The 26,230-nt window shown below is 61.4% G+C and carries 15 protein-coding genes and 2 pseudogenes; 11 read left to right on the forward strand and 6 right to left on the reverse strand.

The genetic code is table 11. From position 1 onward, the window contains the following. Positions 1-21: 21 nt before the first annotated feature. Positions 22-2,643: an ABC transporter permease gene (locus CQR48_RS03810; RefSeq protein WP_101452060.1), complete on the forward strand. Its 2,622-nt coding sequence runs from the start codon at positions 22-24 to the stop codon at positions 2,641-2,643. A gap of 151 nt (positions 2,644-2,794) precedes the next feature. Here the strand turns inward: CQR48_RS03810 and CQR48_RS09440 are convergent. Together CQR48_RS09440 and CQR48_RS09445 are read right to left on the reverse strand one after the other, a co-directional pair. Next, positions 2,795-3,256, reverse strand: a pseudogene (locus CQR48_RS09440) (LuxR C-terminal-related transcriptional regulator); the annotation flags it as partial. A 123-nt stretch (positions 3,257-3,379) separates the two neighbouring features. After that, positions 3,380-3,559, reverse strand: a pseudogene (locus tag CQR48_RS09445) (response regulator transcription factor); the annotation flags it as partial. Positions 3,560-3,828: 269 nt separating this feature from the next. Here CQR48_RS09445 and CQR48_RS03820 point away from each other — a divergent pair. Continuing rightward, on the forward strand, positions 3,829-6,036 hold the full coding sequence (locus tag CQR48_RS03820; protein ID WP_180334529.1) for a DUF2207 domain-containing protein: 2,208 nt from the start codon (positions 3,829-3,831) through the stop codon (positions 6,034-6,036). On the opposite strand, the gene CQR48_RS03825 is transcribed toward CQR48_RS03820, so the two are convergent. Further along, positions 5,974-8,655 (reverse strand): sensor histidine kinase, encoded by a 2,682-nt coding sequence (locus tag CQR48_RS03825; protein WP_101452063.1) that lies wholly within the window; start codon positions 8,653-8,655, stop codon positions 5,974-5,976. The two genes, CQR48_RS03820 and CQR48_RS03825, sit on opposite strands and share 63 nt — an antisense overlap. Positions 8,656-8,814: 159 nt before the next feature. On the opposite strand from CQR48_RS03825, the gene CQR48_RS03830 reads away from it, so the two are divergent. The 6 genes from CQR48_RS03830 to CQR48_RS03855 all read left to right on the forward strand — a co-directional run bounded on the left by CQR48_RS03830 (position 8,815) and on the right by CQR48_RS03855 (position 16,847). Further along, positions 8,815-10,161: an alpha/beta fold hydrolase gene (locus CQR48_RS03830; protein ID WP_101452064.1), complete on the forward strand. Its 1,347-nt coding sequence runs from the start codon at positions 8,815-8,817 to the stop codon at positions 10,159-10,161. Between the two features lie 82 nt (positions 10,162-10,243). Continuing rightward, complete coding sequence (gene proC / locus CQR48_RS03835) at positions 10,244-11,041, forward strand: pyrroline-5-carboxylate reductase (RefSeq protein ID WP_015450324.1); 798 nt, start codon at positions 10,244-10,246, stop codon at positions 11,039-11,041. A 177-nt stretch (positions 11,042-11,218) separates the two neighbouring features. Then, positions 11,219-12,313: a redox-regulated ATPase YchF gene (gene ychF, locus CQR48_RS03840; protein WP_015450329.1), complete on the forward strand. Its 1,095-nt coding sequence runs from the start codon at positions 11,219-11,221 to the stop codon at positions 12,311-12,313. A gap of 1,211 nt (positions 12,314-13,524) precedes the next feature. Beyond that, entirely contained in the window at positions 13,525-14,241 is a 717-nt protein-coding gene (locus CQR48_RS03845; protein WP_244898928.1) for a L,D-transpeptidase, read from the forward strand. A gap of 301 nt (positions 14,242-14,542) precedes the next feature. Beyond that, positions 14,543-15,370, forward strand: a complete 828-nt coding sequence (locus CQR48_RS03850; protein ID WP_015450331.1) for a histidine phosphatase family protein — start codon at positions 14,543-14,545, stop codon at positions 15,368-15,370. A 184-nt stretch (positions 15,371-15,554) separates the two neighbouring features. Continuing rightward, positions 15,555-16,847, forward strand: coding sequence for a uracil-xanthine permease family protein (locus tag CQR48_RS03855; protein WP_101452065.1), 1,293 nt, complete (start codon positions 15,555-15,557; stop codon positions 16,845-16,847). Between the two features lie 191 nt (positions 16,848-17,038). Here CQR48_RS03855 and CQR48_RS03860 read toward each other — a convergent pair whose 3' ends face one another. Together CQR48_RS03860 and CQR48_RS03865 are read right to left on the reverse strand one after the other, a co-directional pair. Continuing rightward, the gene (locus CQR48_RS03860; protein WP_015450335.1) at positions 17,039-17,941 is read right to left on the reverse strand and encodes an ABC transporter permease; all 903 of its coding nucleotides are present in this window, start codon (positions 17,939-17,941) and stop codon (positions 17,039-17,041) included. Beyond that, positions 17,938-18,708: an ABC transporter ATP-binding protein gene (locus tag CQR48_RS03865; RefSeq protein ID WP_244898929.1), complete on the reverse strand. Its 771-nt coding sequence runs from the start codon at positions 18,706-18,708 to the stop codon at positions 17,938-17,940. Before CQR48_RS03865 ends, CQR48_RS03860 begins: the two co-directional genes overlap by 4 nt. Positions 18,709-18,911: 203 nt before the next feature. On the opposite strand from CQR48_RS03865, the gene CQR48_RS03870 reads away from it, so the two are divergent. Then, positions 18,912-22,154, forward strand: coding sequence for a UPF0182 family membrane protein (locus tag CQR48_RS03870; RefSeq protein WP_101452066.1), 3,243 nt, complete (start codon positions 18,912-18,914; stop codon positions 22,152-22,154). Positions 22,155-22,636: 482 nt separating this feature from the next. On the opposite strand, the gene CQR48_RS03875 is transcribed toward CQR48_RS03870, so the two are convergent. Next, positions 22,637-23,443, reverse strand: a complete 807-nt coding sequence (locus CQR48_RS03875) for an ABC transporter permease (RefSeq protein WP_015450338.1) — start codon at positions 23,441-23,443, stop codon at positions 22,637-22,639. A 373-nt stretch (positions 23,444-23,816) separates the two neighbouring features. On the opposite strand from CQR48_RS03875, the gene CQR48_RS03880 reads away from it, so the two are divergent. Beyond that, positions 23,817-24,665 (forward strand): DUF1287 domain-containing protein, encoded by an 849-nt coding sequence (locus tag CQR48_RS03880; protein WP_371836375.1) that lies wholly within the window; start codon positions 23,817-23,819, stop codon positions 24,663-24,665. A 341-nt stretch (positions 24,666-25,006) separates the two neighbouring features. Continuing rightward, entirely contained in the window at positions 25,007-26,107 is a 1,101-nt protein-coding gene (locus CQR48_RS03885) for an ABC transporter substrate-binding protein (RefSeq protein WP_101452068.1), read from the forward strand. Positions 26,108-26,230 lie beyond the last annotated feature (123 nt).

The following is a 26,230-nucleotide window of genomic DNA, read 5'->3' on the forward strand; positions in this document are numbered from 1 at the left end:
GAGACAAGCAAGGACATTCCCATGTGGTCGATAACGATTAAAATGATGAAGAAGAACATGAAGATGCTGATTCCTGCGGGAATCGCCATCATGATCGGCACGGCGTTCATCGCCTGCACCTTCCTGTTCGGCAACACACTCAACGACACCCTGCGCACCCAGCTGACCGCCCAGTATGCGCAAGCGAATTACATCATCCAAAGCGCGTCCAAGATGCGTGGATCAGGCTCGATACCGCCCACCATCGGTGAGGTGAACACCAAACAGATTGCTTCCACCGACGGTGTGAAATCCACGTACATCCAGCAGAACATTCCGGTCAACGTGTCAACGGGAGACAACAGCGCCACGCTGCTCGCCATCAACGCGTCGAGCGATGACCGTCTGTTGCCGGTCACCATGGTCAAAGGCCATCAGCCGACGGGGAATAAGCAAATAGCACTGCCGGCCAAGCTCGCCGACCAACTGTCGGTGAACATCGGCGACAAGGTGACCCTCGCCGCGAACTACGGTTCCGGCATGAGAGGCAGCGATTCCGTCGAGTTGACGGTCAGCGGCTTCACCGAAGACGCCAAGGGCGCATTCGGCGCCTATGGCGGTGCCGCTGTCATCAGCATGCAAACCTTGGCGAACCTTGAGGGAGCGGACAGCGAATCCGACCTCATGTTCACCGGCATGACCCTGGACATCGACGAAACTAAGGCCGATACCGCCGTCGCATCGATCAAAAAGGAACTGCCGAACGGCTACAGCATCGAAACCCGGCAGAAAGCGGGGGATGAGGCGCTCAAGGCGCTCAGCCAATCAGGCACCAACGCCGTGACGGTGTTCCTCATGTGCTTCGGCATCCTCGCGATGCTCGTGGCGGCGCTCGTCATCGCCAACACCTTCCAAGTGCTGGTCGCCCAACGCCGCCGCACCTTGGCGTTGCTGCGCACGATCGGCGCGCAAAAAGGCCAGTTGTACCGTTCCGTCATCGGCGAGGCGGGCATCCTCGGCGTGATTGCTTCGATACTGGGCATCGCATTCGGCTCCGCGATCATGGCGATCGTCGTCCACAGCCACGCGCTCAAGAGCCTGGGCATGACCGGCGGACTGGTATTCACCTGGAAGGTCTTCGTGATCCCGCTCGCGTTCGGTGTCATCATGACCGTGCTCGCCTCGATCGGGTCTGCGCGTTCCGCCACGCGAGTCACACCATTGGAAGCGTTGCGTCCCATCGATATCAGTGACAACAAGCGTGCCGGCATCGCCCGGGGCATCATCGGCTTCCTGCTGATCGCCCTCGGTGCGGCGTTGACCGTCGGCGCGGTGATGATGCTCCGCTCGTCCATGTCCTCCTCGAATCTGAGCGACGATTATCCGACGATGCTGCTGTCCGCCATCGCAGGCTGCGCCCTGATCTTTATCGGTCTGGTGGTCACCGCGGCCTTCTGGATGCCACTGCTTATGCGTCTCGGCGGTGCATTCGCCGCACTATTCGGTCCTGCCGCGAAAATCGCGCATGCCAATATCCAGAAGAACCCGAGGCGTGTCGCATCCACCGGTGTCGCCCTGCTGATCGGCGTGACACTCGTCTCATGCATCGGGACCGGTGCCGCCTGCGCCAAACAGACGATGAACAACACGCTCGACACGCACTACAGCGTCGATATGATCGCCAAGGGCAGCGCACTGAGCCAGTCCGTCGCCGACAAGATCGGCAAGATCGACGGCGTGACAACGACACTGTACGCGCCCATAGCCCGCGGCAGCGTTATCATCGACGGTGAAGAGCGCAGCGCCACCCTGATCGGGGTGCCCGACGCAGCCACGCTGTCCAAGGTGCTGCACGCGAATCTCAGCGGGGTCAGTCTTGACGAAGGCAAGGCCTTGGCTCCCACATACTCGTCGTTCACCGGCAAGGTCTTCTCGTTCAAGAACGACGAAGTGAGCTTCAGCGCTTCACACGATGACGGCAGCGATGGCGCATCCGACGCCAACACGCTGACCTACATCGTCACCCAGAGGGATTACCGCAATGTCGACCCGGATGTCATCGTCACCTTGTTCGTCAACGAATCCTATTTCCAGAACAAGCAAGTGCAGGCGGACGGGCATATCGTCCTCGCCGCGGTCGACACGTCGAAGGCTTCCGCCGTGGACATCCTTACCAACGCGCAGACCGCCATCGGCACAAGCGCAGGCGCCTCATTGTCTGGTCCTATCGCCGAACGCGTCCGGTGGAACCAGATTGTCGACACGATGCTCACGCTTCTGGTCGCGCTGCTTGCGGTCGCTGTGCTGATCGCGCTGATCGGCGTGGCCAACACGTTGAGCCTGTCGGTTATCGAACGCACCCGCGAATCCGCGACCTTGCGAGCCATCGGTATGACCCGTGGCCAGCTGCGATGGTCGCTGGCCGTCGAATCGCTGGTCATCTCCCTGGTCGCCGGCATCGCAGGCGAGATTCTCGGCATCGCCTTCGGATGGATCGGCTCCTACATGGTGTTCAGTCCTTACGGCAAGGTCGCGTTCATCAGCGAATGGAAGCTCGATCTGATCGTGCTGGTGGTCGCTGCTGCGGCAGCCCTGCTCGCCAGCGTCTTCCCGGCACGGCGCGCGGTCAAGACCCCGCCGGTTGAAGCGCTCGCTGAAGCCTGATTTAGGTGTTCCGCCGGCCGGGAGCGACCGGCGGATGTGGATCGCAGATAGTTCGACAGATACGCTGTGGCCCGCCACTGCTCAATGCAGTGGCGGGCCACAGCGTATCTGCATACCCGCATATGGTTTGCGTGTCGCTTCTACGGAGCGTCTACGGGCGGACCAGTCCGTTCTCGTAGGCGAAGACAACCGCCTGTACCCGGTCGCGCGCGTTGATTTTCGCCAGGATATGCGCCACATGCGTTTTCACGGTCGGCAGGCTGATGAACAGCTTGTCGGCGATTTCCTGATTGCTCAGCCCATGCGCGATTTCAATGAGCACCTCGCGCTCGCGTTCGGTCAGTTCGTTCAACTCCGGATCGGTGTACTGCGCTTCATTGCCGCCGGACGTCCCCGGTCGTACGGTGGGGGCGAGCTTGCCTTCGACCATGTTCTCGATAAGCCGCTTGGTTGCGGACGGGGCGATGATCGCGTTGCCCTGATACACGGTACGGATGGAGGCCAGCAGCGTTTCCGGCTCAGTGTCCTTGAGCAGGAAGCCCGACGCACCCGCATTGATCGCGGACATCACATACTCGTCCAGATCGAAAGTCGTCAGAATGATGACACGGGTGACATGCCCGGCGTCATCGATGTTCTCGGTATGGCCGCCCGGCGTGTCACTGGGATGAGACGTCGTCGATTCCATCGCAGTGATCCGGCGTGTCGCCTCGATTCCGTCCATGCCGGGCATACGCACGTCCATGAGCACGACATCAGGATGCAACTCTTGAGCGAGCGCGACTGCCTGATCGCCGTCGTCTGCCTGCCCGACGACCTCCATATCCGCCTGGGACCCGATGACCATGGCGAATCCGGCACGGACGAGTTCCTGGTCGTCGGCGATGACCACGCGGATGTGCTGCTGTTGATTCATAGTCTCCACTGTATCCGCAGGTGGGGGCGTGCGCTAGGATGCGGCACGGTTCGCGCGCGACCCACACGGCGTACGAGGCTTGAGATGCAATGACAGGGAGGGGCGGATGCGCGGTTGGCGCGGTGATGTACCGCACTCCTGAGATACTGAACGACGTATCATGCTCGGGAACGACCATGGCGGACGTGTGGGCTGATACCGGACAAGGCATCCGGAACAAGCCACGGCGGCGATTCCGTTGCGGCATGGAGCACAAGGAGTTGCCAGCTGTGAAGTCAACAGCCAGCGCGTGGAAAAGGGCGGTCGGCATCGCGCTTGCAGTGGTGCTCGCGTGCACCTATATCATCGTCAGGACCTATTTGGACATCTATCCGTCTGCGGACATGACGTATCGGAGCGCCAACTATGAGGTCGAAGTGCAACGCAATGGCGATCTGAAGATTCGCGAGCATATCGATGTGACGCTCAAGAAGCGTGGCAAGCCGTGGCGACAACTGTACCAGCAGTATCGCCTTGACCCCGACCAACTCACCGCCATCACCGGGGTGAGCGTCAAGAACACCACGACCGGCGAAACTTACACCCAGGCAGACCCGGTCGTGCCCGGCAGCCAGTCCACGTCACTATGGGACTCCACGTATGCTGGGCACTGGTATATCAAACGCGCCGGGGTGAGCACAAAGACGTATGACCCGGAACGTGACAAGCCTGACGCCTCGGGCGGCTACTCGGATCAGTACCCCACTATTGAAATCGGTTGGAACATCCCCGCGACCGACGACACCGACAGCATGGGGTTCGACATTACGATGACCTTCGAAGGGGTGTCCACCGCCTACGATGATGTCGCCACATTCCAGTGGGAGCCGATTGGCACCAGAAACACCGTCCCGATCGGTGAAGTCACGGGGACGGTGACTTTCCCCGATGGCGTCACGACGAAGAATTCAGCGACTTGGCTGCACTTCGAAGGCCCGTTCTCACAGACCACACGCGATAAAGACGGCACGCTGCATTTCTCAGCGAAGAACGTGGAATCCGGCATGTATCTCGATGTGGTCGCCATGGTCGATATCGCTCAGATGAACGATGTCGCCCGTCATGAACCGGGCGAACACCGGGAGAGCCTGATCACCTCGGAGCAGGACAAGATGGACCGCTGGGCGCGATACCGCGACGCCAAACACAGGGAATTGGTGATGCGCGCGTTCATCATCGCGGCCATAGGCATCACTCTGTGCGTCGCCATGCTCGCCTGCCTGCGCGGCAGCATCCGCAAGACGTCGTTCCCCAAGGACGCCGCGTACCGTCGTGAGCCGCCCGACATGACGCCGAACAACGCGGCGCGCCTCAACGCGCTGATTGAGCATTGCCCTGCATCGCAGACGAATGCGCGTGCACTGAGCGCCACCATGCTCTCGCTCGCATCCAAACATGCTATCAGGCTCCTGCCTGGTACGGCGGAATCCTATGACGGCATTGATGTATCCGGCGCGAGTGACGCCACCGTTTTGTCAGGGGTCGAGCAAACCCCGGCCGTCGAATATTACGTGGACCGGTCGGACGGGCGCACGAGCATCGCCGTCAAACCTGATGACGTGACCATCGTAATCGAAGCAGATGGCGAGGATTCCCGTGGCCATGCGGCATTGCACCTGTGCGACAGCGAGACCGACCTGCTGGATTTCCTCGAGGCGGTGGGCAAACGCGGTAAGACCCGGGTGTTCGACATGAAGCAGATGCGTTCCCTGATGAATGACTGGAAACGCGGCGCGAAAGAACAGCAGACCATGGTGACGCAGCTTGAGGGGGAGTTCTCGAAACTGAACCTCACTGTGCCTGTCGGCCGGGGAAGCATCGTCGTCAGCATCATCGCGTTCATCTATCTGGTGGCCAGTTGCGCGTTGCTATCGAGCAACCTGTTCCTGCAATTGGTGACGATTCTTCCGGTCGCGTTGTGTGTGGGCCTGTGCATGGGCCTAATGAGGTTCTCCGGTTTGAACGAGCACGGCCGTCAGCTGGCTTCGCAACTGGAAGCGTTTAAGCGATATCTCAATGATTTCAGCGATTTCACAGATCGTGGCACGCAGGAGCTTGCCTTGTGGGACAAATACCTCGTCTATGCGGCGGCTTTCGGGCTGTCAGAACAGGTGATGAGTCAACTCGCCCGTTCGGTTCCTGAGCTATCCGACCCGCAGTGGCTTGACGACCATGCCTCCGGTTCGCTCGTGTATTGGATGTACCGTCCGACGATTCTGCCCGGCGGTGTCGTCGCTGGCTTGACCGCTGGCGGCGGGTCCGGTGTCGCGGCATTCGCGCCGTCGTCTTTCGCGGATTTGGGCGCGCAGCTCAACGACGGGTTCGTTGAAGTCCAGAGCGCAGTACAGACCACGCTCGGCTCCTCAGGTTCGGGGTCATCCGGCGGATTCGGCGGTGGTGGCGGCGGTGCCGGAGGCGGTAGTTTCGGCGGCCGGTAGCGCATCCGAGACCGCGGCAGGAGTGATCGCAGCGGCCGGGGCAGCTGGTGTGGCCTGGGAATCCTGCGTAGCCGGGGTGGCAGAGGAGGCTGAGGCAGGCGGAGAAACCGGGGCGAGCGGGGCGATATCCGCAGACCGGTCGTGCGTCTCGTCGCTGAACCCGGTTTTGCGCAGCACGCCAAGCAATTCGCGCATGCGTGCCAGAGCGGCCCGTCCTTGCTCGCCGATCTGTTTGAACGCTTCGGAGACTGCGGCTGCATCCGGCTCGGTCCCTTCCTGTTCCGCGTGTTCGAACATGGCGAGCCCCTCATGGGTACAAGCGATTACGGATTGGAGGGTGTCGGTGACCTCGCTTTGGATATTCGCGCTGATCCGGTCACGCTCCACGTTCGCGGCGAGCACTTGCTGCCGGCGGGCCTCCTCGTTAAGCGCCTGTTCACGCGCCTGCAAGACGAGCGCATCGTTGCCGCTTGTGCGTTTCCATATCGCTGCGACGATGGCAATAAGGCACATGAGCCCGACGGTGACGAAGGCGGAGACCGTTTCAATCAGCATGGCGCCGCTGGGACGTTGCAGCTGTGCAAGATCGGCGAGCATGGCGAGCAGGGAGGTATACCCCATGGCTCCGGAGAACACGCACAGCGCGCACATGCATGTGGCGGTTGAGGCCGCGGCGATCGCCCGGTTGGTGGAGTGCCGGTCGCCATAGAGGATTGCGGCGGCGAGCACACCGAGCGACATGATGTTGACGAACAGGATGCACGGCATAACCAGCAGTTGGAATATGGCGAAAACGAAGGCGAATATGGCGCTCGCCTGTGGAAAACGGCGCCTGAACATCCACGGCAGGATGACCAGTACCGTCACTGCCCAGATGACGGCTTGACCGATGGCATGCGTCTGGTTACCGGTGAGCACGAATTCGAGATTGTTGCCCACGTTCACCCCGGACAGGCCGAAGAACGCGATGAAGATGAGACCAGACAGGATGTCTGACGCCAGATAGTGGCGTTCCCACCACATGGACATGCGTTCGACCGTATTCGTGGCGCCGTCTGTGCGATCTTCCGCAGTAGGCAGCGCCGGACGGCGGTCGTTGAAGCACCGCCGCAGCAAGTCAGGAATCCGCGTAGGGCGCGCCTGCAACGGCAGTGATGCGGGTGCGATGCTTTGTCGCACTGGCGTTCCTCCGCCGATTGTGTTCTGCCGTGGCTGCCGGACGGGGGCGGGAGCGCCGCCGACTGTACTACTGCGCTGTAGGTCAGTTGCCGGAATGGTTGGTTCGCCCGCGCCCGGTGCCGGCGAAGTTGCGGTCGAAGCGGTGACACGTAGTTCGGCTTCATGCTCGGCGTCCCGGTACGGCACACTCGCCATGACCTCAAAACCACCGCTGAGCCTTGGTCCCGCTTGGACACTGCCATGTGCCATCGCGATGCGTTCGCGCATGCCGAGCAAACCGAAGCCGGGTTTATGTCCGTCCGCGGCGGCGCTCGCGCCCCGACCGTCATCGGTGACACGGACAGTCAACCCGGTTTCTGACCACGCCTCCTCGATATCCACGTGCACGTCGGGGCCGGCGTATTTGCGCACATTGGTCAGTGCTTCCTGCACCATACGGTACATCGCCGTGCTTGCGGTTTCGCTCAGCCGCGCCGGATGCGGCTCTCCTGAGCTGTGGAATCGGATCTGGATGTCGGCATCAGAGCGCTCGGCCTCGTCAAGCAGTGCGGAGACATGCCGGTAGTCGGCATGGTCGGGTTCGCCGAATACGCCCAGCAGATGCTGCATATCGCGCATCGCACGCTGTGACTCGTGTTCGATGGTGTGCATCGTGCGTTTGGCGATCTGCGGGTTCGAAGCCCCGGCATACCTGCCCCCATCGGATTGCACGATGATGATTGACAGGGTGTGCGCGACGACATCATGCATATCGCGAGCGATTCGGGCTCGTTCCGCCAACGCGGCAATCCGGCGTCGCTCGTCCTCCCCGGCCTGCAAAGCCTCGTTGCGTTCTTGCAGCATCGTGATGGTCACGTTGCGTGCGCGCTGCCAGTAACCGAGGAAAATCGCGGTGACGATGCACAGGGTGATGACAATGAGTCCGCCCGTGAACGCTGAGAGGAAATTCTGCGCGCAGGTGTGAGGGTCGTTGCCTTCGCACAGGGAGATGGTATACGGGGACCCGGGGTCGCCGAATACCGGCCCGACACTGGTAGATATTGCCAGCGCGAGCGAGGCGAGGATGCCGATGGCCAGCGCAAGACACGCGAACAGGCGGCTTCGGTTCGGATTGCCGTACACGATGACGGCGTACAGGACGCTCAACGCGAACAAGTCCGCGGGCACCAGCGCCGGACCAATGATGAGCTGGGCGACCGCAACTGCGGTAATCGCCCAAGCGCTCGGTTCCGGACGCCACCGGCGGGTAGCCACAGGAATGAGGATGGCGATCTGCCACAGGGTACACGCGGTTGCCGGGCAGGAGAAGAACACGCCGGGAATGGAGCCGGTGGCGGTCACAATCACCAGGAACAGCGCGGCAACCAGCACGGTCATGGCGGTATCCACCGCCAGAACGTGGCTTTTGGCCCATGAGGTCATCCGTGTCATCCAATGCATGCCATTCACCCTAGCGTCCGGCGGGCACCGCGGCCATCATGCGCGAGGATGAAAGGCGGGAAGAACGAAGCAAAGACAGGGAAAGGTGAGGTAAGGCCGGGGTGGCGCTATGGTGGGCATAACGGATTGATGGGCCGATTCACGGTCGGGAGGTGCACGATGACGGCGTTGGCGCAGTATTACGTTCCGGGGCGATATATCGAAGATCATGCGATTGATGTGCCGCTGGACTGGCGGGGCGACACGCCCGGCAAAACGGTGTCCGGAGAGACGATTCGGCTGTTCTACCGGGTGGTATGCGAGGCAGGTCACGAGCAGGAGCACTTGCCGCTGCTGCTGTTCTTACAAGGAGGCCCGGGAGGTGCGGGCCCGCGCCCGATGGGCCATGACGGCGGGGATGCCTGGCTTGCAGAGGCATTGAAGCATTTCCGGGTTGTGCTGCCTGATCAGCGTGGCACTGGCCGTTCCTCGCGTATTGATTCGCATGCCATGTCCCGTATCGGGGACGCGTCGGCGCAGGCTGCGTATCTCAAGCGTTTCCTTGCCGATTCGATTATCCGGGACTTCGAGCATCTGCGCCTGAGTGCGTTCGGCGGCCGCAAGTGGGTCACGCTCGGGCAGAGCTACGGCGGGTTCCTGACCTTGAGCTACCTGTCCCTGTTCCCGCAAGGATTGGCTGCATGCTTCACCAACGGCGGCATCCCGCATGTGCCGGCTGACCCGGACGACGTATACGCGCACACCTTCCCGCGTATGGAATCGAAGACCATGCAGTATTACGTGCGTTATCCGCAGGACCGCGAGCGTGTCGCCGCCGTTGCCGACCGGGTGGCCCAAGGGGGAGTGGCGTTGCCCAACGGCGATCCGCTGACCGTCGAACGCGTGCAGACTTTGGGTGGCGGGTTCGGTATGAAGCCGAGTTTCGAACAGATTCACTGGCTGTTCGACGAGGCTTTCGTTGACGGCGATGGTTCCGTGGACAGCTCGTCACCGCTGTCCGACGAATTCCTCACCCATGTGATGGACACGACCGCATCCCGCCCCCTGTACTGGCCGCTTCAGGAATTCATTTACGCCGACGGCGAGCTCGAACATCCGGTCAACTGGGCTGCCCAACGCGCCTACGACACCCGCCCTCAATTCTCCGTATCCGCGCGGCCGCTGCTGTTCACCGGGGAGGCGATTTTCCCGTGGATGTTCCGGCAGGAGCAGGCGTTGCACCCATTCGCCGCAGCGATGGACATCCTCATGCAGGACACGCATTTCGGCAAGATCTACGACGCCGACCAGCTCGCTCGTAACGAGGTGCCGCTGCAGGCGACTGTCTACGTGGACGACATGTATGTTGATTCGACACTTCAGCTTGATACCCTGTCCCGTGTCGGCAACAGCCACTACTGGGCGACCAACGAGTATGAGCATGACGGGTTGCGCACCGACCCGCGGGTTTTCACGCGCGAATACCGGGAAGCCCTGGGGCGGGGAGACCTCGCCGGCATCAAGTGACCAGCCCGGCGCGGCCCGCAACCGCGCCCGAACGCATCCGTGGCCGGCATGGCGCCGGCGAACAACCCAAGAAAGGAACCCAATGACCCAGCAACTGAGCGACATCACCGTCGGATTCATCGGTTACGGCGCCATGGCACAGGCCATGGCCCAAGGCTTTGTGGACGGGGGAGTCCTCGAAGGCGGGCAGATTCTCGCCTGCGCAGGACATTACGACAAGCTCGTGGACAGCACGTCCGCGCTTGGCGTGCGTCCGATGCACAACGCCACCGAGGTTGCCGCAGCAAGCGATATCGTCATCCTCGCCGTCAAACCGAACCTCATCGAAGAGGTCGTGACCCCAATTCTGCATGAACTGGCCAACAGCATCGTCGTATGCGTGGCCTGGGGGTGGACTTTCGACCGCCTTGAAACCGTGCTCGAGGACCATACTCCGCACATCTCCATCATCCCCAACACTCCGATCGCCGTTGGCCAAGGCGTCAGCGTCGTCGAAGACAAGCACAATCTCACCGAGTACCAGGCGGGGCTCGTCCGCGCGCTGCTCGAGCCGGTCAGCATGCTCGAGACCGTCGACACTGCGCACATGTCCCAAGCGGGTACCATTTCCAGCTGTGCCCCGGCGTTCACCGCGATGTACATCGAGGCGCTCGCCGACGCGGGCGTGCAGTATGGGCTCAAGCGTGCCAGCGCGTACCGGCTCGCCGCGAAAATGGTCGAGGGTACGGGCGCGTTGCAAGTCAGTGACGGGCGGCTGCCCGCGGCCATGAAGGATGCGGTCTGCTCTCCGGGCGGCGCGACCATCCGCGGCGTGGTCGCGTTGGAACAGCACGGGTTCCGTGGCGATGTGATTTCCGCGGTGCAAGCTGTGGAAGGCTGACGGTTCCTTGATGTTTGCGGTGGCGGCCGGTGTTGACGATGCAAATCGTGGCACCGGCCGCCGCTCGTGTCGCGGCGGCTCATCCGACGGCTGTTCTCCCAGTCGGCGCGAATTACGCAAGGGTGATGACGTGCCGTCGGCATGCGCTACGTCCATCATGCCTCTACACTGGAAAGCATGTCTTTAACTATCGGAATCGTCGGCCTGCCGAATGTCGGCAAGTCCACTATGTTCAACGCGCTCACCCGCAACAATGTGCTGGCGGAGAACTACCCGTTCGCCACCATTGAGCCGAACACCGGCATCGTGCCCCTGCCGGACGACCGGCTGCCGGTGCTCGCCAAGCTCGTCCACACCGAGAAGATCGTGCCCGCCACCGTCACCTTCGTCGATATCGCCGGCATCGTCAAGGGTGCGTCCGAGGGCGAGGGCCTAGGCAACAAGTTCCTCGCGAACATCCGTGAAGCCGACGCGATCTGCGAGGTCGTGCGCGCCTTCGAGGACGATGACATCGTGCACGTCAACGGCAAGGTCGATCCCGCCGACGACATCGACACAATCAACACCGAGCTCATCCTCGCCGATTTGCAAACCATCGAAAACGCGCTGCCGAAGCTCGAGAAGGAACTGCGCGGCAAGAAGGTCACGCCTGAATACGTGAACGCAGTCAACGAGGCGAAGAAGATCCTCGAGGCGGGCGAGACCATCGACCACGCGGCCCAGGCAGGCAAGATCAACAAGGACGACATCTACGACCTGCACCTGCTGACCGCCAAGCCGTTCATCTACGTGTTCAATGTTGACGACGCCGAACTGTCCAATGAGCAGCTGCGCAAGAAGCTCACCGATTTGGTGGCCCCTGCGAAGGCGATTTTCCTCAACGCCCAGTTCGAAGCTGATTTGACCGAGCTTGACGAGGCGGATGCGCGTGAGATGCTTGAGGACGCCGGATTGAAGGAATCCGGGCTCGACCAGCTTGCCCGTGTCGGATTCGATATTCTCGGCCTGCAGACCTTCCTGACCGCAGGCGAGAAGGAAGTGCGTGCCTGGCAGATCCACAAGGGCTGGACCGCCCCGCAGGCAGCAGGTGTGATCCACACCGATTTCGAGCGTGGCTTCATCAAGGCCGAAATCGTCTCCTACGATGACTTCGTCGCAGCCAACGGCTCGATGAACACCATCAAGGAGGAAGGCAAGCTCCGCCTTGAAGGACGTGACTACGTGATGCAGGACGGCGACATCGTCGAATTCAAGTTCAACGTATCCAAGTAACCGTCCGCACCCCGCCAAAACGGCGCAATTCCAACGATTCCACACCATGGAACGTTGCAATCGCGCCGTTTTTGAATGTACGGAAACAGGCCGTTCGTGACACGTTCCGGGCGGTTGTCGCCATCGAATGAGTGCGTTTAGAGTGCACTTTCGATGGCGCTCGCCGGCACAGTCGGACGCGACAGGTCCGGTACGTGGGACTTCTGACGGAAACGTCACAATGGCGGTAACCTCCCGGGACTTTTGGCGGGAATGGCGCCAATGGCGGTAATCTCCCGGGAGTTTATGGACGAAGACGGGGTTTCGCGCTGATGCGACAATGAAAACGTTGAAATACCAACATGCTCGAAATCAGACCCCTGGGAGTTTACGCGTCAAACTGCACATAACGAGAGAAGTCCCACGCTGAGCGATGACGCCTGCTGACCATGAGACCCGTTGACGAAGAGGCTGTTAGTGATGACACCCCTCCCGATTCGCGGGCAAGCATGTTCCTGCTCGGATACATGACACGACTGTGGCCAGCTTGACCAGACTAGTTTCTGTGCTGTGCAAGGATTGGCTTCCGCGTTGCTGATTGCTGCCTCAGTCGGTCTCCGAGACCGGCGAACCCTCGACTGCGCCAACATGCTGATGCTTTGCTGCAGCCATGCCACACCTGTGATTTCCATGATGACGGTCGCAATCGATTCGCTGCCTGTAAACAAATCGTTGCGCTCCTCATTTCGAGGCACAACGCGCGGTTCGTGTATGACCTGCTGCGAAATCTGGGTTCATGCCGCCGCACAGTTGCGACGTTCACTAGAACTCGCCGTGGTTTCCTTTCCTTTTTGGTGGGGAGCAGGGCGGAGGAGGACGGGTGTCATTCTTGTTTTGGTGTTCTCGCAGCAACGATTCCGCTATTCATAGTTGGCCGGCAAGCGCTCAACTCCGCCGTGGTGCGACTGTCGTGTTGCACGGCAGGCGGTTACCGGGCGGTGGCGGGGAGAGAGCGTAGACCGTCTCGCACCGATTCCTGCCAGTCTCCCGCGCGCGGCAACAATCTCCCATCCGCCTTGTCAACTTTGGCTTGTAGCGACGAAAACGGCTCCACCCGCGCGTCATCGGTGCGGATACCGTTATTGTAGAAAGGCATGAATGAATCCCCCCGTGGCGATACCAACCACGGGGGCATAATTCAGCGTGCGTACTGCAGACGAACGGAGGCGACTATGGCGGTTTTCCCGCATCGAAGCGGGCAGAGCGATCATCCGCTCCGCCGCAATGCCAGGGTTCTTCTCGCGGCGTTGGCATGTATCGCGCTGATTTTCGGATTCTTCTCCATCCAGCAGCATCGTGCGGATATGCGAGCGACGACCCGAGCTGTATCCGGGTCATCCACTACTGTCGTACACCGCAAAGTTCCCGCCCCCGACGGTACTCATACACTGAACAAATCCGCAGTACCGGCGATTAACGCATCCCCTGGCACACATACCAATGCCCAGAACAAGGGCACGACCGTCGATTGGCGTGCCGCATCTGGCGGGGCGCAGCCGAAACTGTCCGAATACAAGAACCTGAGCATCACGGTCGATTTGTCCGCCCAACGGGTGTACGTGTGCTCCAACGGCAAGACTATTTACACGATGATTGCCAGCACGGGGCTCAACGACAGCACTCCACACGGGGATTTCACCATCAATGGCCGGGGCGACCATTTCTACAACCCCTCCGATGGCTGGGGCGCGGACTATTGGGTGTCCTTCCGCAACAACGTCTTCCTGTTCCACACCGTGCCCACCAAGCAGGATGCGGGGACGTATGTGGTCAGCGAGGCGGTGAAACTCGGGCATCCGGCATCGCACGGATGCGTGCGTCTGACCTTGTCTGACGCGAAGTGGTTCTACGATCAGGTTCCTGACGGCACGCCCGTGCATATCAGCTGACGTGTCTGATGGGCGACGGGCACCGTCTGGTGACGCTGTCCGGTGATGCTGTCAGATGGACACCGTCTGCCGGACGCTGCAGTCTGCGGAACACTATCTGACGGTGCCGCCACATGGACGATACACACCGTCTGATAACACCCCCGATAAACACCGTCTGATGGACACGCGGTGAATTGTCGGTGTCATTTGTTCTCGCCCCGCGGATTCGCCGGCATGGTCCCGGGATGTTGCGATAGCGTAGTATCAGGAATTGGCCGCGTGGTCGCGGTCTGGACGCATTGTTCGGAAAGGAGCGCCTATGGGGATGCCGCTTGATTTGTATGTGATCCGGCACGGAGAATCCGAGGCGAATGTCATCATCAAGGCCGGCGAGCAGGGCGATACCTCCCTGTACACGCAGGATAACGTGACGGTGCCGGATCGTTCGTGGCGTTTGACGGCGACCGGCCGTCGCCAGGCTGATTGCATCGGCCGCTGGCTTGTCTCCCAGCAGCAGCTATTCGACCGCTACCTGGTCTCGCCGTACGTCCGCGCCCGCGAAACGGCCGCCACCATGGCCTTGCCCAAGGCGAAATGGGAGGAGACCCGGGTGCTGCGTGAGCGGTCGTGGGGTGAAATCAACACCATCACGCAAGATGAATTCAAAACCAATTACGAGCGCAACTGGTTGTTCAAACGCACCGACCCGCTGTATTGGCGTCCGCCGGCAGGCGAATCGATCGCCGATGTCGCCGAAGACCGTGTGCACAACCTGCTCACCTCGCTCGACCGCCGGTCTGAGTCGGAATCGGTGGTCGTAGTCACGCACGGCGATTTCATGCTGGCGATGATGCTCACGCTCGAGGACCTCTCCGACGAGGAATTCATGCACCGTGCGGACAGCGACGATTGGAAGATCACAAACTGCACGTGCCTGCATTATTCCCGCCGCGACCCGCACACCGGCCGCACGACCGAACGGCTGCGCTGGGAACAGACCGCCCGCCCGGTGCTCGACGAGCAGACCGGCCGTTGGGAGGTTGAAGTGGAACCGTGGCGCGAGTTCCAGCGCCCGCTGCTGTCGAACGGCGATCTGGTTGATGTCGTGCATTCGGTTGACCCGCATCTGACGCAATACACCAAGTGACACCCGTATTGCCACCCGATGCGTCCTGACTGCCGGCACCCAGACGACGAGAGTGCGACACGCCTGAAAATCTGCGGGTTTTGAGGTATTGTCGTCTCTCGTGACATCGACACCGCTACCATTGTGCAAGGCGTCGGCGCGCCATGTGCGTCCGGCGAATTCCAAGAAGACAAAGGAGCAGTAGATGAGTAGCGGCTTGTTCACATGGAAACTGCATGGTGACGGCAAGACCTTGAAACCCGGGGAGGTGGTCGAACCCGACGAGCGCCTGTCTTGGCCGCGCACCGCAGGTATCGGCGCCCAGCATGTCATCGCGATGTTCGGCGCGACCTTCCTGGTTCCGATTCTCACCGGCTTCGACCCGTCGACGACCCTGTTCTTCACCGCCATGTCGACGGCGCTGTTCCTGCTCATCAACAAGAACAAACTGCCAAGCTACCTCGGTAGCTCCTTCGGCTTCATCGCCCCGATTGCGGCGGTCGCCTCGGCCCACAAGGGCATCGCGGTCGCAAGCTTCGGCATCATGGTCACCGGTCTGCTGCTCGCCTTGGTGGGCCTGCTTGTCCATTTCGCCGGCGCCAAGTGGATTGACAAGATCATGCCGCCGGTGGTCAACGGCGCGATTGTGGCGATCATCGGCTTCAACCTCGCCCCGTCGGTGTGGACGAACTTCAAGAAGGCCCCGGACACGGCTGTGGTGACGCTGGTCGCCGTCCTGCTGATCGGCGTGTTGTTCCGCGGCTTGGTCGGGCGTCTGAACATCCTGCTGGGCGTACTGGTCGGCTATGCGTACGCGTGCGCCCGCGGCCAGGTCGATTTCAAGGCCGTGGAAGGCGCCGCCTGGGTCGGTTTGCCGCAGTTCCATCTGCCGCAGGTCGATTTCTCGATTCTCGCGATGTTCATTCCAGTCGTGCTCGTGCTGGTCGCCGAGAACGTAGGCCACGTCAAGTCCGTTGCACAGATGACCGGCCGCGATTATGACAACCAGATTGGCACCGCGCTCATGGCCGACGGTATCGGCACCGCGATTGCCGGCTTCGGCGGCGGCTCCGGCACAACCACGTACGGCGAGAACATCGGCGTCATGGCTTCCACGAAGGTGTATTCGACGGCCGCCTACTGGTGTGCGGCGGCGTTCGCCTTGATTTTGAGCCTGTGCCCGAAGTTCGGTGCCGTGATCAACACCATTCCCGCCGGCGTGCTCGGCGGCGTGACCACCTTGCTGTATGGCATGATCGGCATGATCGGCGTGCGCATCTGGGTGGACAACCATGTCAACTTCGACAAGCCGGTCAATGTGATGACCGCCGCCGTCACGATGATTATCGGCATCGCCGACTTCACCTTCGCGGTCAGCGGCGTGCAGTTCAACGGCATCGCCATCGGCACGATCGTCGTGCTCGTCATGTACCACGGCCTCAAGGCCATTGGCAAGGCGACCGGCACAATCGCCAAGGACGATCCGGACGTGCTGTGATTGAATGACCACGATGCTGCTCGGCGGGTACATGAATTCGCCGGATGGCATCCCTACTGTTTTGGGCCGCATCCCGTATTCCGGGGTGCGGCCCAAAACGTTGTATCGCCCGGTTTGCCCGGTACTCGAGTTGATGCGGTTCCTGCCTGCCGACCTACCTGACTGTTGACATTCACTCGGCAAGCAAATCGTCACCGCTTCTTCCCACGCTCGACCACGGGCTTGTCGCGATACTGGTCATCGGCCGTGAAACAGGTGCGATACACCATCACCATGATCAGGGTGTCAGCAAGCAAAGTGAGCGCGGCGATGGAGGCGAGAATCACGAACTGGTATTTCGCCGCGTTGAGCGGGTCACCGCCCGCGATGACCTGGCCGGCCATCATGCCCGGGATGGTCACGATGCCGCTTGAGGCGAGCGACGCCGTGGTCGGCAGCAAGCCGAGGCGGATCGAGGAAATCACCGATGGCCGTGCGGCCTCCCAGCGGGTCGCGCCTAACGCCAGCAGCGTGTCGACCTCGTCCCGCCGTTCCTTCATGCTTTCATAAAAGCGGCTCAGACCTACGGCCAGCGCGGAAACCGTATTGCCCAACAGCATGCCGGTCAGTGGCACTACCAGCTGTGGCGCATACCACGGGTGGGGGCGTACGACCAGTTCCGTGACCATCGAAATCATGAGCAGCATGGTGATGACCAAGGTCAGCAGCACCGGACCCGCAAGCCCCTTCGGCACGCCTTTGGCGCGTGACAGGGTGATTTGCACGGCCGCCACCAGCATGACGGCGACCAAGGCGAGTACCAGCCACGGGTTGCCGGATTTGATGACATAGCCCATGATGAGGCCCATCGCGCACAGTTGGATGAGCGCGCGGCATGCGGACCACAGGAGCGTTTTGCCGATGCCCAGATGCATGAGCCATGACAGCCCGGAGGCGACCATCACCATCGCGAGTGCGATGAGCAGGCCCCAGATGTCGATGGGGTAGGAGGTGCCCGATGTCGTCTGCGTGGCTGTTTGTGCCACGGTTTGAGTGACGTGGGGTGTGTTCCCTGGGAGAGTGGCCCATGCCGAAGCCAGATTGATCGTGTTCATCGCAGTCCTCCTTCGTCGAGGGTGACGGTTCGGGTGGCGACCCCGTCCGGCGGGCGGTGCCGGATGCGGATCACCGCCATGCCGCGTTGTGCGGCGTCGCTGAGGATGGCGGCGACTTTTGCCGCGTTGTCATCGTCGAGCCCGGCATCGACCTCGTCGGCGAGCAGCAGTTTTGGATCTGTCAGCAGCGTGCGCGCGAGACTCACGCGTGCCGCCTGCCCTCCTGACAGGTCGTGCGGCGCCCTGCCAAGATTGATATCTTCGCAGCCGATGGCGTCGAGGGTGGCGCGGATTTTGTCATCTGGCAGCATATCGACGCCGTTGTGCACCGCGCCCCAGATGCCGCTGCGATGCCGTTTGCCGCGGGTACGGGCGTGGGCTTGGGGGTCAGCAGGGTGATTCGTGTCAGACGAGCTGTCATCCTGCTCGTTGCGGATCGCCAGGGTCCACGGCAAACGAATGACTTCGGCGACGTTGTCGCCGATCAGCACCGATTTCTGCGGCAGATAGGCGACGCTACACCGCCACTGCTGCGGTGTGAATTCCGTCGATGGACGGCCATCGAGGAACATGGTGCCGCTGGCATGGGGATTGAGCCGTGCGAATGCGGTGAGCAGGCTGCTTTTCCCTGTGCCTGACGGGCCGACCAGGTCGACGATCTCGCCGGCGTCGATGTCGAAGGACAGTCCTTGGAAAATGGTTTTCTCGCCGTCCTGCGAGGGGACGGTGCACGTCATGTCGCGTGCGCTGAACAGATGCGTACTCATGGATACAGGCTATCGCGTCTGCAAGTGCAGTGTTGGGCAATCGGACGGTGTTTCGCCGCTTGCTGGCATTGTCGATGCCGTCGACACGGCCGAGAGACACGGTTGCCGTAGATACCGCCGTATCGATGGCCTGCCTTATACCATATCGTCCTTCGTTTCAGCTGGGCGTTTCGCTGTTCCTTGCCGGTCGGTAGGCTGGGAATATGGCTTTGTTTGATGATTTCGGCATGATGTTCGGCTTCCCCGGCGGTTCCGGGCGTAAGGACGACGACCCCGAGGTCGTTGACGTCCAGGTCGACGGGGATGCGCAGGGCGGTGGGAACACTCAGGCACCGCATGGGAATACGTCGGTGCCCCGGCTTGGCCGCCGCGCGGCGAAACGGCCGAAAGTGCGCAGGCACAACGGTTCGGCAATCGCCCTTGGCATCATCGCTGTCATCGTCGTGATCGTCGGATTGTTCTTCGGTTTGGCCCGGTTCATCACGGATGTCATGTGGTTCGACCAACTCGGCTTCCAACGTGTGATCTGGACGCAGCTCGGTGTGAAAGTGGGCTTGTGGGCCGCCTATGCGCTGCTCATGGCATTGGTCAGCTTCATCGCCGCAGTGCTCGCCATCCGCACGCGTCCTAGCGGTGCTGACGGCTCCACGGTACGAATCAACGGTGATGTCATCGAAATCGGCAAAGGGGTGAGTACCCGTACCGCAACGCGTGTCGCAGTCGTGGTCTCCCTGATTGTGGGCATCATGTTCGGCTCGCAGTTCAACTCGAACTGGTCGCAGATTCTGCTCATGTTCAACGCGCAGCGCTTCGGCGCCAAAGACCCGCAATTCGGCATCGACAACGGCTTCTACGTCTTCGTGCTCCCAGGCTTGAGACTTGTGATGTCCGCCGTCGCGATGCTGCTGCTCATGGGAATCATCTTTTCCGTGGTCACGCACGCGCTGGTCGGCGGCATCAGACTGACCATGCCGGTCAAAGGCCGCGGCCTGTTCGCCATCACCAAGCATGCGCGCCGGCAGATTAGTGTGTGGCTCATGCTCAACATGCTCGTGTGGGCCGTGAACCAAGTGCTTGGCGTGTTCTCCAGCCTTACCGCACAAGGTGACCGGATCACCGGCGCTACGTACACCACCGTCCATGCCACGATTCCCGTCACCTTCATCATGGCGGCGTTAACGGCCATACTCGGCGTCGTGCTGGGCATCTGGCTTATGCGTTCGCACCAGCTTGAGGGGCCTGCACCGGTCGGTGTGCGTGCTCGGGCGGCGCTCAAGGCATGGCGAGTCCCGGTGATTGCAGTCGCTTCGACTTTGGTCATCTCGCTTGTGCTGACCGGTGTCTGGCCGGCGGTGATGCAGCGCTTCCGTGTCAACCCGAATGCGCAGGAGGCGGAATCCTCCTACATCCAGCGCAACATCAACGCCACCAAGCAGGCGTACGGGCTTGACAACATCAAAGTCGAGCAGTATGCCGCGACTACGGAAGGCAAGTCCGGTGCACTGAGCTCCGACGCGGAAAGCACCGCGCAGATCCGTCTGCTGGACCCTCAAATCGTCTCACCGACTTTCAAGCAACTGCAACAGTCCAAGCAGTATTACACCTTCGCCGACACGCTGGCAGTGGACAAATACACCATTGACGGCACCAGCCAGGACACGGTGATCGCCGCCCGCGAGCTCAATCTTGACGGCAACGACAACCGCAACTGGGTCAACGACCATACGGTGTACACGCATGGTTACGGTGTGGTCGCGGCCTACGGCAACAAGGTCACGGCGGACGGCCAGCCGAAATTCTTCGAATCCGGCATCCCCACCCAGGGCAAGCTCACTGAGTCGGAGCATTACGAGCCGCGCATCTACTTCTCACCGAACGCGCCCGAATACTCGATTGTCGGCGCGCCCGAAGGCACCACATCGTGGGAGTTCGACTATCCGACCGGTTCGAAGGGCGCGACCAACACCTTCGACGGCAATGGCGGTCCGCGTATCGGCAACATCTTCACGCGCGTGCTGTATGCGATTCGTTTCGGCTCCGACCAGATTTTGTTCTCCGACCGTGTCAACTCCCAGTCGCAGATCCTGTACACGCGCAGCCCCAAGGAGCGTGTGGCCGCGGTGGCACCGTACCTGACGTTGGACGGGCGCGTCTACCCGGCAGTCGTCGACGGGCGTGTCAAATGGATTGTGGACGGGTACACCACATCCGATGCCTACCCGTATTCGCAGATGACCGATCTGGGCGCGGCGACCCAGGATTCGACCACCCGCACTTCGCAGACCGTGCAGGGGCTGGGGTCGCAGAACGCCAACTACATCAGGAATTCTGTGAAGGCCACTGTTGACGCTTACGACGGCTCGGTCACCCTCTACGCGTGGGATCCGAACGACCCGGTGCTCAAGGCCTGGCAACAGATCTTCCCAGGCAACTACCATCAGATCTCCGAGATCTCCGGCGATTTGATGAGCCATCTGCGCTATCCGGAAAGCCTGTTCAAGGTCCAGCGCCAATTGCTGACCAAATACCATGTGGACAGCGCGAGCCAGTTCTTCTCCGGTGAGGATTTCTGGCAGTCGCCGGTCGACCCGACCGAATCACAGCAGGCTCAGAAGGAGGACGTGCTCCAGCCGCCCTACTATCTGACTTTGCAGACCGGAGGATCCAAAGCGCCGGTGTTCTCATTGACATCTTCGTTCATCCCGGCGGGTTCCTCGACCTCCACACGTGAGATCCTCACCGGTTTCCTCTCCGTGGACTCCGACGCAGGAACTACCGCCGGCAAGATCGGGGCGAACTACGGCACCATCAGATTGCAGGAACTGCCCAAGGATTCGAACGTCCCCGGGCCCGGCCAGGCGCAGAACAACTTCAACGCGGATGCCGATGTATCCAAGGAACTCAACCTGCTTGAATCCGGCTCTACCACCGTCAAACGCGGCAACCTGCTCACCTTGCCGCTCGGTGGCGGACTCGTGTACGTCGAACCCGTGTACGTGCAGTCGAGCGGCTCCACCCAGTTCCCGTTGCTCAAGAAGGTGCTCGTCGCGTTCGGCGACCAGGTCGGATTCGCCGACACACTCGACCAGGCACTCGACCAGGTGTTCGGCGGCAATTCAGGCGCGGATGCGGGCGATGTCGACAATCGCGCGGCGTCTGATGGCGGGGCTGCCGGCTCCGCGGGGTCGTCGGAATCGTCTGGCTCCTCCGGAGCAGACAGCGGGAAATCCAGCGGTATGTCAGGAACGACAGGCCAGTCCTCATCAAGTGGTTCGCAGAGCGAGGCACTGAAGTCTGCGCTTGCCGATGCCGCGCAGGCGATGAAGGATTCTGATGCCGCGATGAAATCCGGCGACTGGGCTGCGTACGGTAAGGCGCAGCAGCAGTTGGAGGACGCCATCAACAAGGCCATCGAGGAGGAGAATAAGACCTCGGCCACCAAGTAGTCGTCGCAAGCTGTGACGGCCGTCTCGGCCCCGCCGTACGCATCAGTGCGGCGGGGCCGACGCATTCCGGACGCCATCGTGTGAGGATTTGCTCACACGATGATTGGTTGGGTGGTACTGGACGGTTGTTTGGCCGCCCTCATCTGTCGTTGTGTGAGGATTGGCTCACATACTGGCGGTCAGAGTGGTTCGGAATGGCTGATGCGCCGCTTCGACCCGCCACTGTGTGAGGATTCGCTCACACAACGACCGGTTGGGCAGTCTGCCCCGATCGCGTGTTTGGCGATGAGAGGGTCTTTCGCGATGCATATAAACCGTCAGTGTCGGCAAACGGTGCGGGGTGTTTGTTGTCAGTGTCTACACAAGCTTCTGCCGACACTGACAACAGTCTCAGCGTCGGCAGAAGCTTGGCACTGCGTCATCGTTCTGGTCAAGTCCGTTCTCGGGTACATTCGCCGATGTTGCAGCGATACCCGGCGCGGTCACAGCTGGTCGGCGTCCGGGTCCTCATCCTCGTCCGCGGGGCCGAGCAGCACTCGCTCCGTCAAGGACACCGCGATGAGCAACACGCAGGTCAGCACGATGATCATGAATGTCGCCGAGAAAATGAGCGGCATGCGGAAGGAGTTGTACGCCGCCTGCAGCCAGATGCCGAGCCCTCGTCGCGCCCCCAGGTATTCCGCCGTGGCGGCGGTTGCGAATGTGTAGGCAGCACTGATGCGGATGCCGCCGAAAATCTGCCGTGCCGCGACGCGCAGCTTCACATGCCACAGCGTCCACACCGGGGTGGCACCGCAGGTCAGCGCGACGTCGACGTAGTAGCGCGGCACGTCCCTGAGCCCGCGGATGGTTTGCACGGCGATGGGGAACAGCCCGAATACGGCGACGATTACGATTTTCCCGCTCGTTTCGAAGCCGAACCAAATCAGGAACAGCGGGGCGATGGAAATCAGCGGCATGGTCTGCGCAGCGTACAGCAGCGGAAACAGCGCAGCATCCAAGGTTTTCGAAGCGTAACAGCCGACCCCCACCATAATGCCCGCCGCCACGGCGAACAGGAAACCGATCGCGCCTTCCTCAAGGGTCGTCAAGGTTGCCGGCCACAAGGTCGGCCACGTTTCCACCGTCGCATCCACGATTTGCGTGGGGGAGGGCATGACGGTCTGCGGTACATGCGCGGCCTCGACCCATACCTGCCATATCACGAGAATCGCCAGCACCGCCGCGAACGTGGGCAGCCATCGCAGGTATCGGCGGGAGTGATGGGATTGACGTGATGGACGAGCCATAATCACCTTGCTTTCCGCGCCAGGGCGCACACGCCGCCGGGGAACGCAGTAAGGTGAGGAGCCCGCGTGCCAGACGGCCGGAACAATCGTTGCTGATTCCATTATCACGGACCCGCAGACCGCCGCAGTTCGCGTCCGACATCGGCACACTGCGCAGCGCATACAGCCACGCGGCACCTCGCGGTACCGCACACCAGTCCGTGCACCCCGCCGTATACCACGCGCAGCCAGTGGCAGCCTTCGCAGCGAGCGGAAGGATGCCTCGGCACATCCTGACAAGCCCGCCATCAATCCCATCCGTCGGCGTGCCCGACGAACTCTAGGCCCGACCGGTGACACAATAGTGACATATCCTTGGCACGACGGGAGCAATATGCCACAGCACAGGGAAGATATCAATGCAGGTATCAGGGCAGGTATCAACGCCGATACCAGCATGGATGGGAGCGCACGCACACAGCCCGGAGGCCACCAGCGAAGCCGGCGGATGGTGGTGACCGTAACCGTGATGCTGGTCGTGGTCGCATTGATCGCCGGGGCATTCCTGTGGGCGCAGTACGTGCGCCGAGGCCAAACCGGCGACACAGACGGCACCGGCAGCAACCAGGCCGCGAACCTGCCGTCCCCGTCGCCGACGTTCACCAGTACGGTCGATGCGAACGGTAACGGCGTGGACGATTACACGGATATCGTCCGCGGTGCCCGCAAAGACGCCGAGGCGATGCCGACCTACGATACGGGCTACTATCAGGGCGGGTATCCGCCGTCCGACCGTGGCGCCTGCACCGATGTCGTCTGGCGGGCGTTCGCCAACGCCGGGTACGACCTCAAAGCCATGGTCGACGCCGACATCACCGCCCGGCCGCAAGCCTACTCGCGCGTGATTTCCAAACCCGACCCGAATATCGATTTCCGCCGCACAGGCGTGCTTGACGTCTTTTTCAGCACCTACGGCGTGACGCTCGGCACGGATATCCATGGCGATGACTGGGAACAAGGCGACATCGTCGTCTTCGAACACGCCCGGCACATCGGCGTCGTCTCTGACCGGCGCGACAAGCAAGGTATGCCGCTGATCATTCACAACATGGGACAGAAACAACGGGAGAACGATTATCTCGCGTTCCGCACGCATATGGCGGTCACCGGGCATTACCGGTTCGACGCTTCGCGTGTCCCGCAATCGGTGATCAAAACCTGGTCCGGGCCGTTGCCGCGATGAACCGTCCCTGACAGTGTGACGGCTGGAAGAAAGCGACCGCAATATTGCCGAGAATATTGCGTAGCTAGCGGAGCCAACACACCTACCACCGCCGCCACCGCCGTCTGCCGCGTCCGGTCCGCAACATGCAACCGCCCGCTCACAAGGATGACCACGGCTGAAGATATCCTTGACATCGCTTGCGTGCCCATGTGTGGCAAACCATCCGGCCGTGGTCAACGCGCATGACATCATGACGGCCGGGCGGGGACATGGGACAGGCGGGGCCGGCCCTCACGTTCGTTCTCTGCCGAATCCGCCCGAATCCAGAGAACGGAACACGTCATGATCCAGGACATCATATGAGCCATCTGCCACAGGCTGCCCATGCACGGCAGCGCACCACAACATCCATCATCAGCCGTATCCGTGCAGGATTCGCCGCCACGCTCACCATCGCCGTAATCGCGTCCCTCGGCGCGTGTGGCACCGCCGGAACATCCGCGAACGGACTGACCAAAACCACCTTCATGCTCTCGTGGGCACCCGACACCAACCATATCGGCGTGTATGTGGCCAAACACAACGGGTATTTCAAACGAGCCGGTCTAGACGTCGATATCGTCGCCGTCGCCCAGGCGGGCGCCGAACAGTCGGTCAACAACGGTGTCGCGGATTTCGCCCTGTCCAATCTCACCAATGTCTCCACCTACAGCCTCAAAGGCGCCACGCTCAAGCAGGTGCTGCAAGTGCAGCGCAAGCCGAGCGCCATCTGGTGTTCTCTGGCTTCGAACACGTCCATCACCCGCCCGCGGGATTTCGACGGGAAAACCTTCGCCACCTTCGGCTCGAACGAATCCGACGCGGTCATCAAGCAGATGATTCAAACCGATGGCGGCAAAGGGCAATTCGACAAGGTGACGGTCGGCACGTCCACATTCCAGACCCTGTCCAGCGGCAAAGCGGATTTCGGCGGGTTCTACGCGACCTGGGAAGGTGTTCAGGCCGATATGTACGGCCCGAAGCTCAACTGCTTCACCGAGCCTGACTACGGGGTGCCCGGCAATGCGGACTCCATCGGCATCATCACCAACAGCAAGACCATCAAGAACAATCCGAAACTGGTCAAAGCCTTCACCCAGGCCGCACAGCAGGGGTACGAATACGCGTACGCGCATCCCGACAAGGCGGCGCAGACCCTCGTAGACGAAGCCCCGGAAGCCAATCTGAAACTCGCCTTTGTCAAACGCAGTATGCATGTCATCGTAGACGGCCAGTATTGGGGCAACCCGAAGGACATCGCCTCAGGCAAACTCGTCTTCGGCACCAACGACACCGTCTCCACGCAGCAGTATTTCGACTTCCTTGCGAACGCCGGCGCCTACACGGACGCCTCCGGCAAGGTGGTACGCACCGCTCCGAAGGCCAAGAATCTCGTCACCGACCGTTTCCTCGCGCAATAATCACGCCCCTGACGGCGCGTGTTGGCCGGATTTACCTGTCCATCGGTTGGAATTTGTCCAGCGCGCGATATCATGGGGACTGACGCCATGTGATTCGTGCGGGCAGGACGCCCGCCGAGCAGT

The sequence above is a fragment of the Bifidobacterium thermophilum genome, from assembly GCF_002846655.1.
GTDB classification, from domain to species: Bacteria; Actinomycetota; Actinomycetes; order Actinomycetales; family Bifidobacteriaceae; genus Bifidobacterium; species Bifidobacterium thermophilum.

What these genes read in the sequence shown, in the direction of transcription:
- CQR48_RS03845 (WP_244898928.1), top strand. Translation starts at nt 13,525, where the DNA reads ATGGCGGTTTTCCCGCATCGAAGCGGGCAGAGCGATCATCCGCTCCGC.
- CQR48_RS03810 (WP_101452060.1), top strand. Translation starts at nt 22, where the DNA reads ATGTGGTCGATAACGATTAAAATGATGAAGAAGAACATGAAGATGCTG.
- CQR48_RS03825 (WP_101452063.1), bottom strand. Translation starts at nt 8,655, where the DNA reads ATGCATTGGATGACACGGATGACCTCATGGGCCAAAAGCCACGTTCTG.
- CQR48_RS03830 (WP_101452064.1), top strand. Translation starts at nt 8,815, where the DNA reads ATGACGGCGTTGGCGCAGTATTACGTTCCGGGGCGATATATCGAAGAT.
- CQR48_RS03875 (WP_015450338.1), bottom strand. Translation starts at nt 23,443, where the DNA reads ATGGCTCGTCCATCACGTCAATCCCATCACTCCCGCCGATACCTGCGA.
- CQR48_RS03860 (WP_015450335.1), bottom strand. Translation starts at nt 17,941, where the DNA reads ATGAACACGATCAATCTGGCTTCGGCATGGGCCACTCTCCCAGGGAAC.
- CQR48_RS03855 (WP_101452065.1), top strand. Translation starts at nt 15,555, where the DNA reads ATGAGTAGCGGCTTGTTCACATGGAAACTGCATGGTGACGGCAAGACC.
- CQR48_RS03870 (WP_101452066.1), top strand. Translation starts at nt 18,912, where the DNA reads ATGGCTTTGTTTGATGATTTCGGCATGATGTTCGGCTTCCCCGGCGGT.
- CQR48_RS03880 (WP_371836375.1), top strand. Translation starts at nt 23,817, where the DNA reads ATGCCACAGCACAGGGAAGATATCAATGCAGGTATCAGGGCAGGTATC.
- CQR48_RS03885 (WP_101452068.1), top strand. Translation starts at nt 25,007, where the DNA reads ATGAGCCATCTGCCACAGGCTGCCCATGCACGGCAGCGCACCACAACA.
- ychF (WP_015450329.1), top strand. Translation starts at nt 11,219, where the DNA reads ATGTCTTTAACTATCGGAATCGTCGGCCTGCCGAATGTCGGCAAGTCC.
- proC (WP_015450324.1), top strand. Translation starts at nt 10,244, where the DNA reads ATGACCCAGCAACTGAGCGACATCACCGTCGGATTCATCGGTTACGGC.
- CQR48_RS03865 (WP_244898929.1), bottom strand. Translation starts at nt 18,708, where the DNA reads ATGAGTACGCATCTGTTCAGCGCACGCGACATGACGTGCACCGTCCCC.
- CQR48_RS03850 (WP_015450331.1), top strand. Translation starts at nt 14,543, where the DNA reads ATGGGGATGCCGCTTGATTTGTATGTGATCCGGCACGGAGAATCCGAG.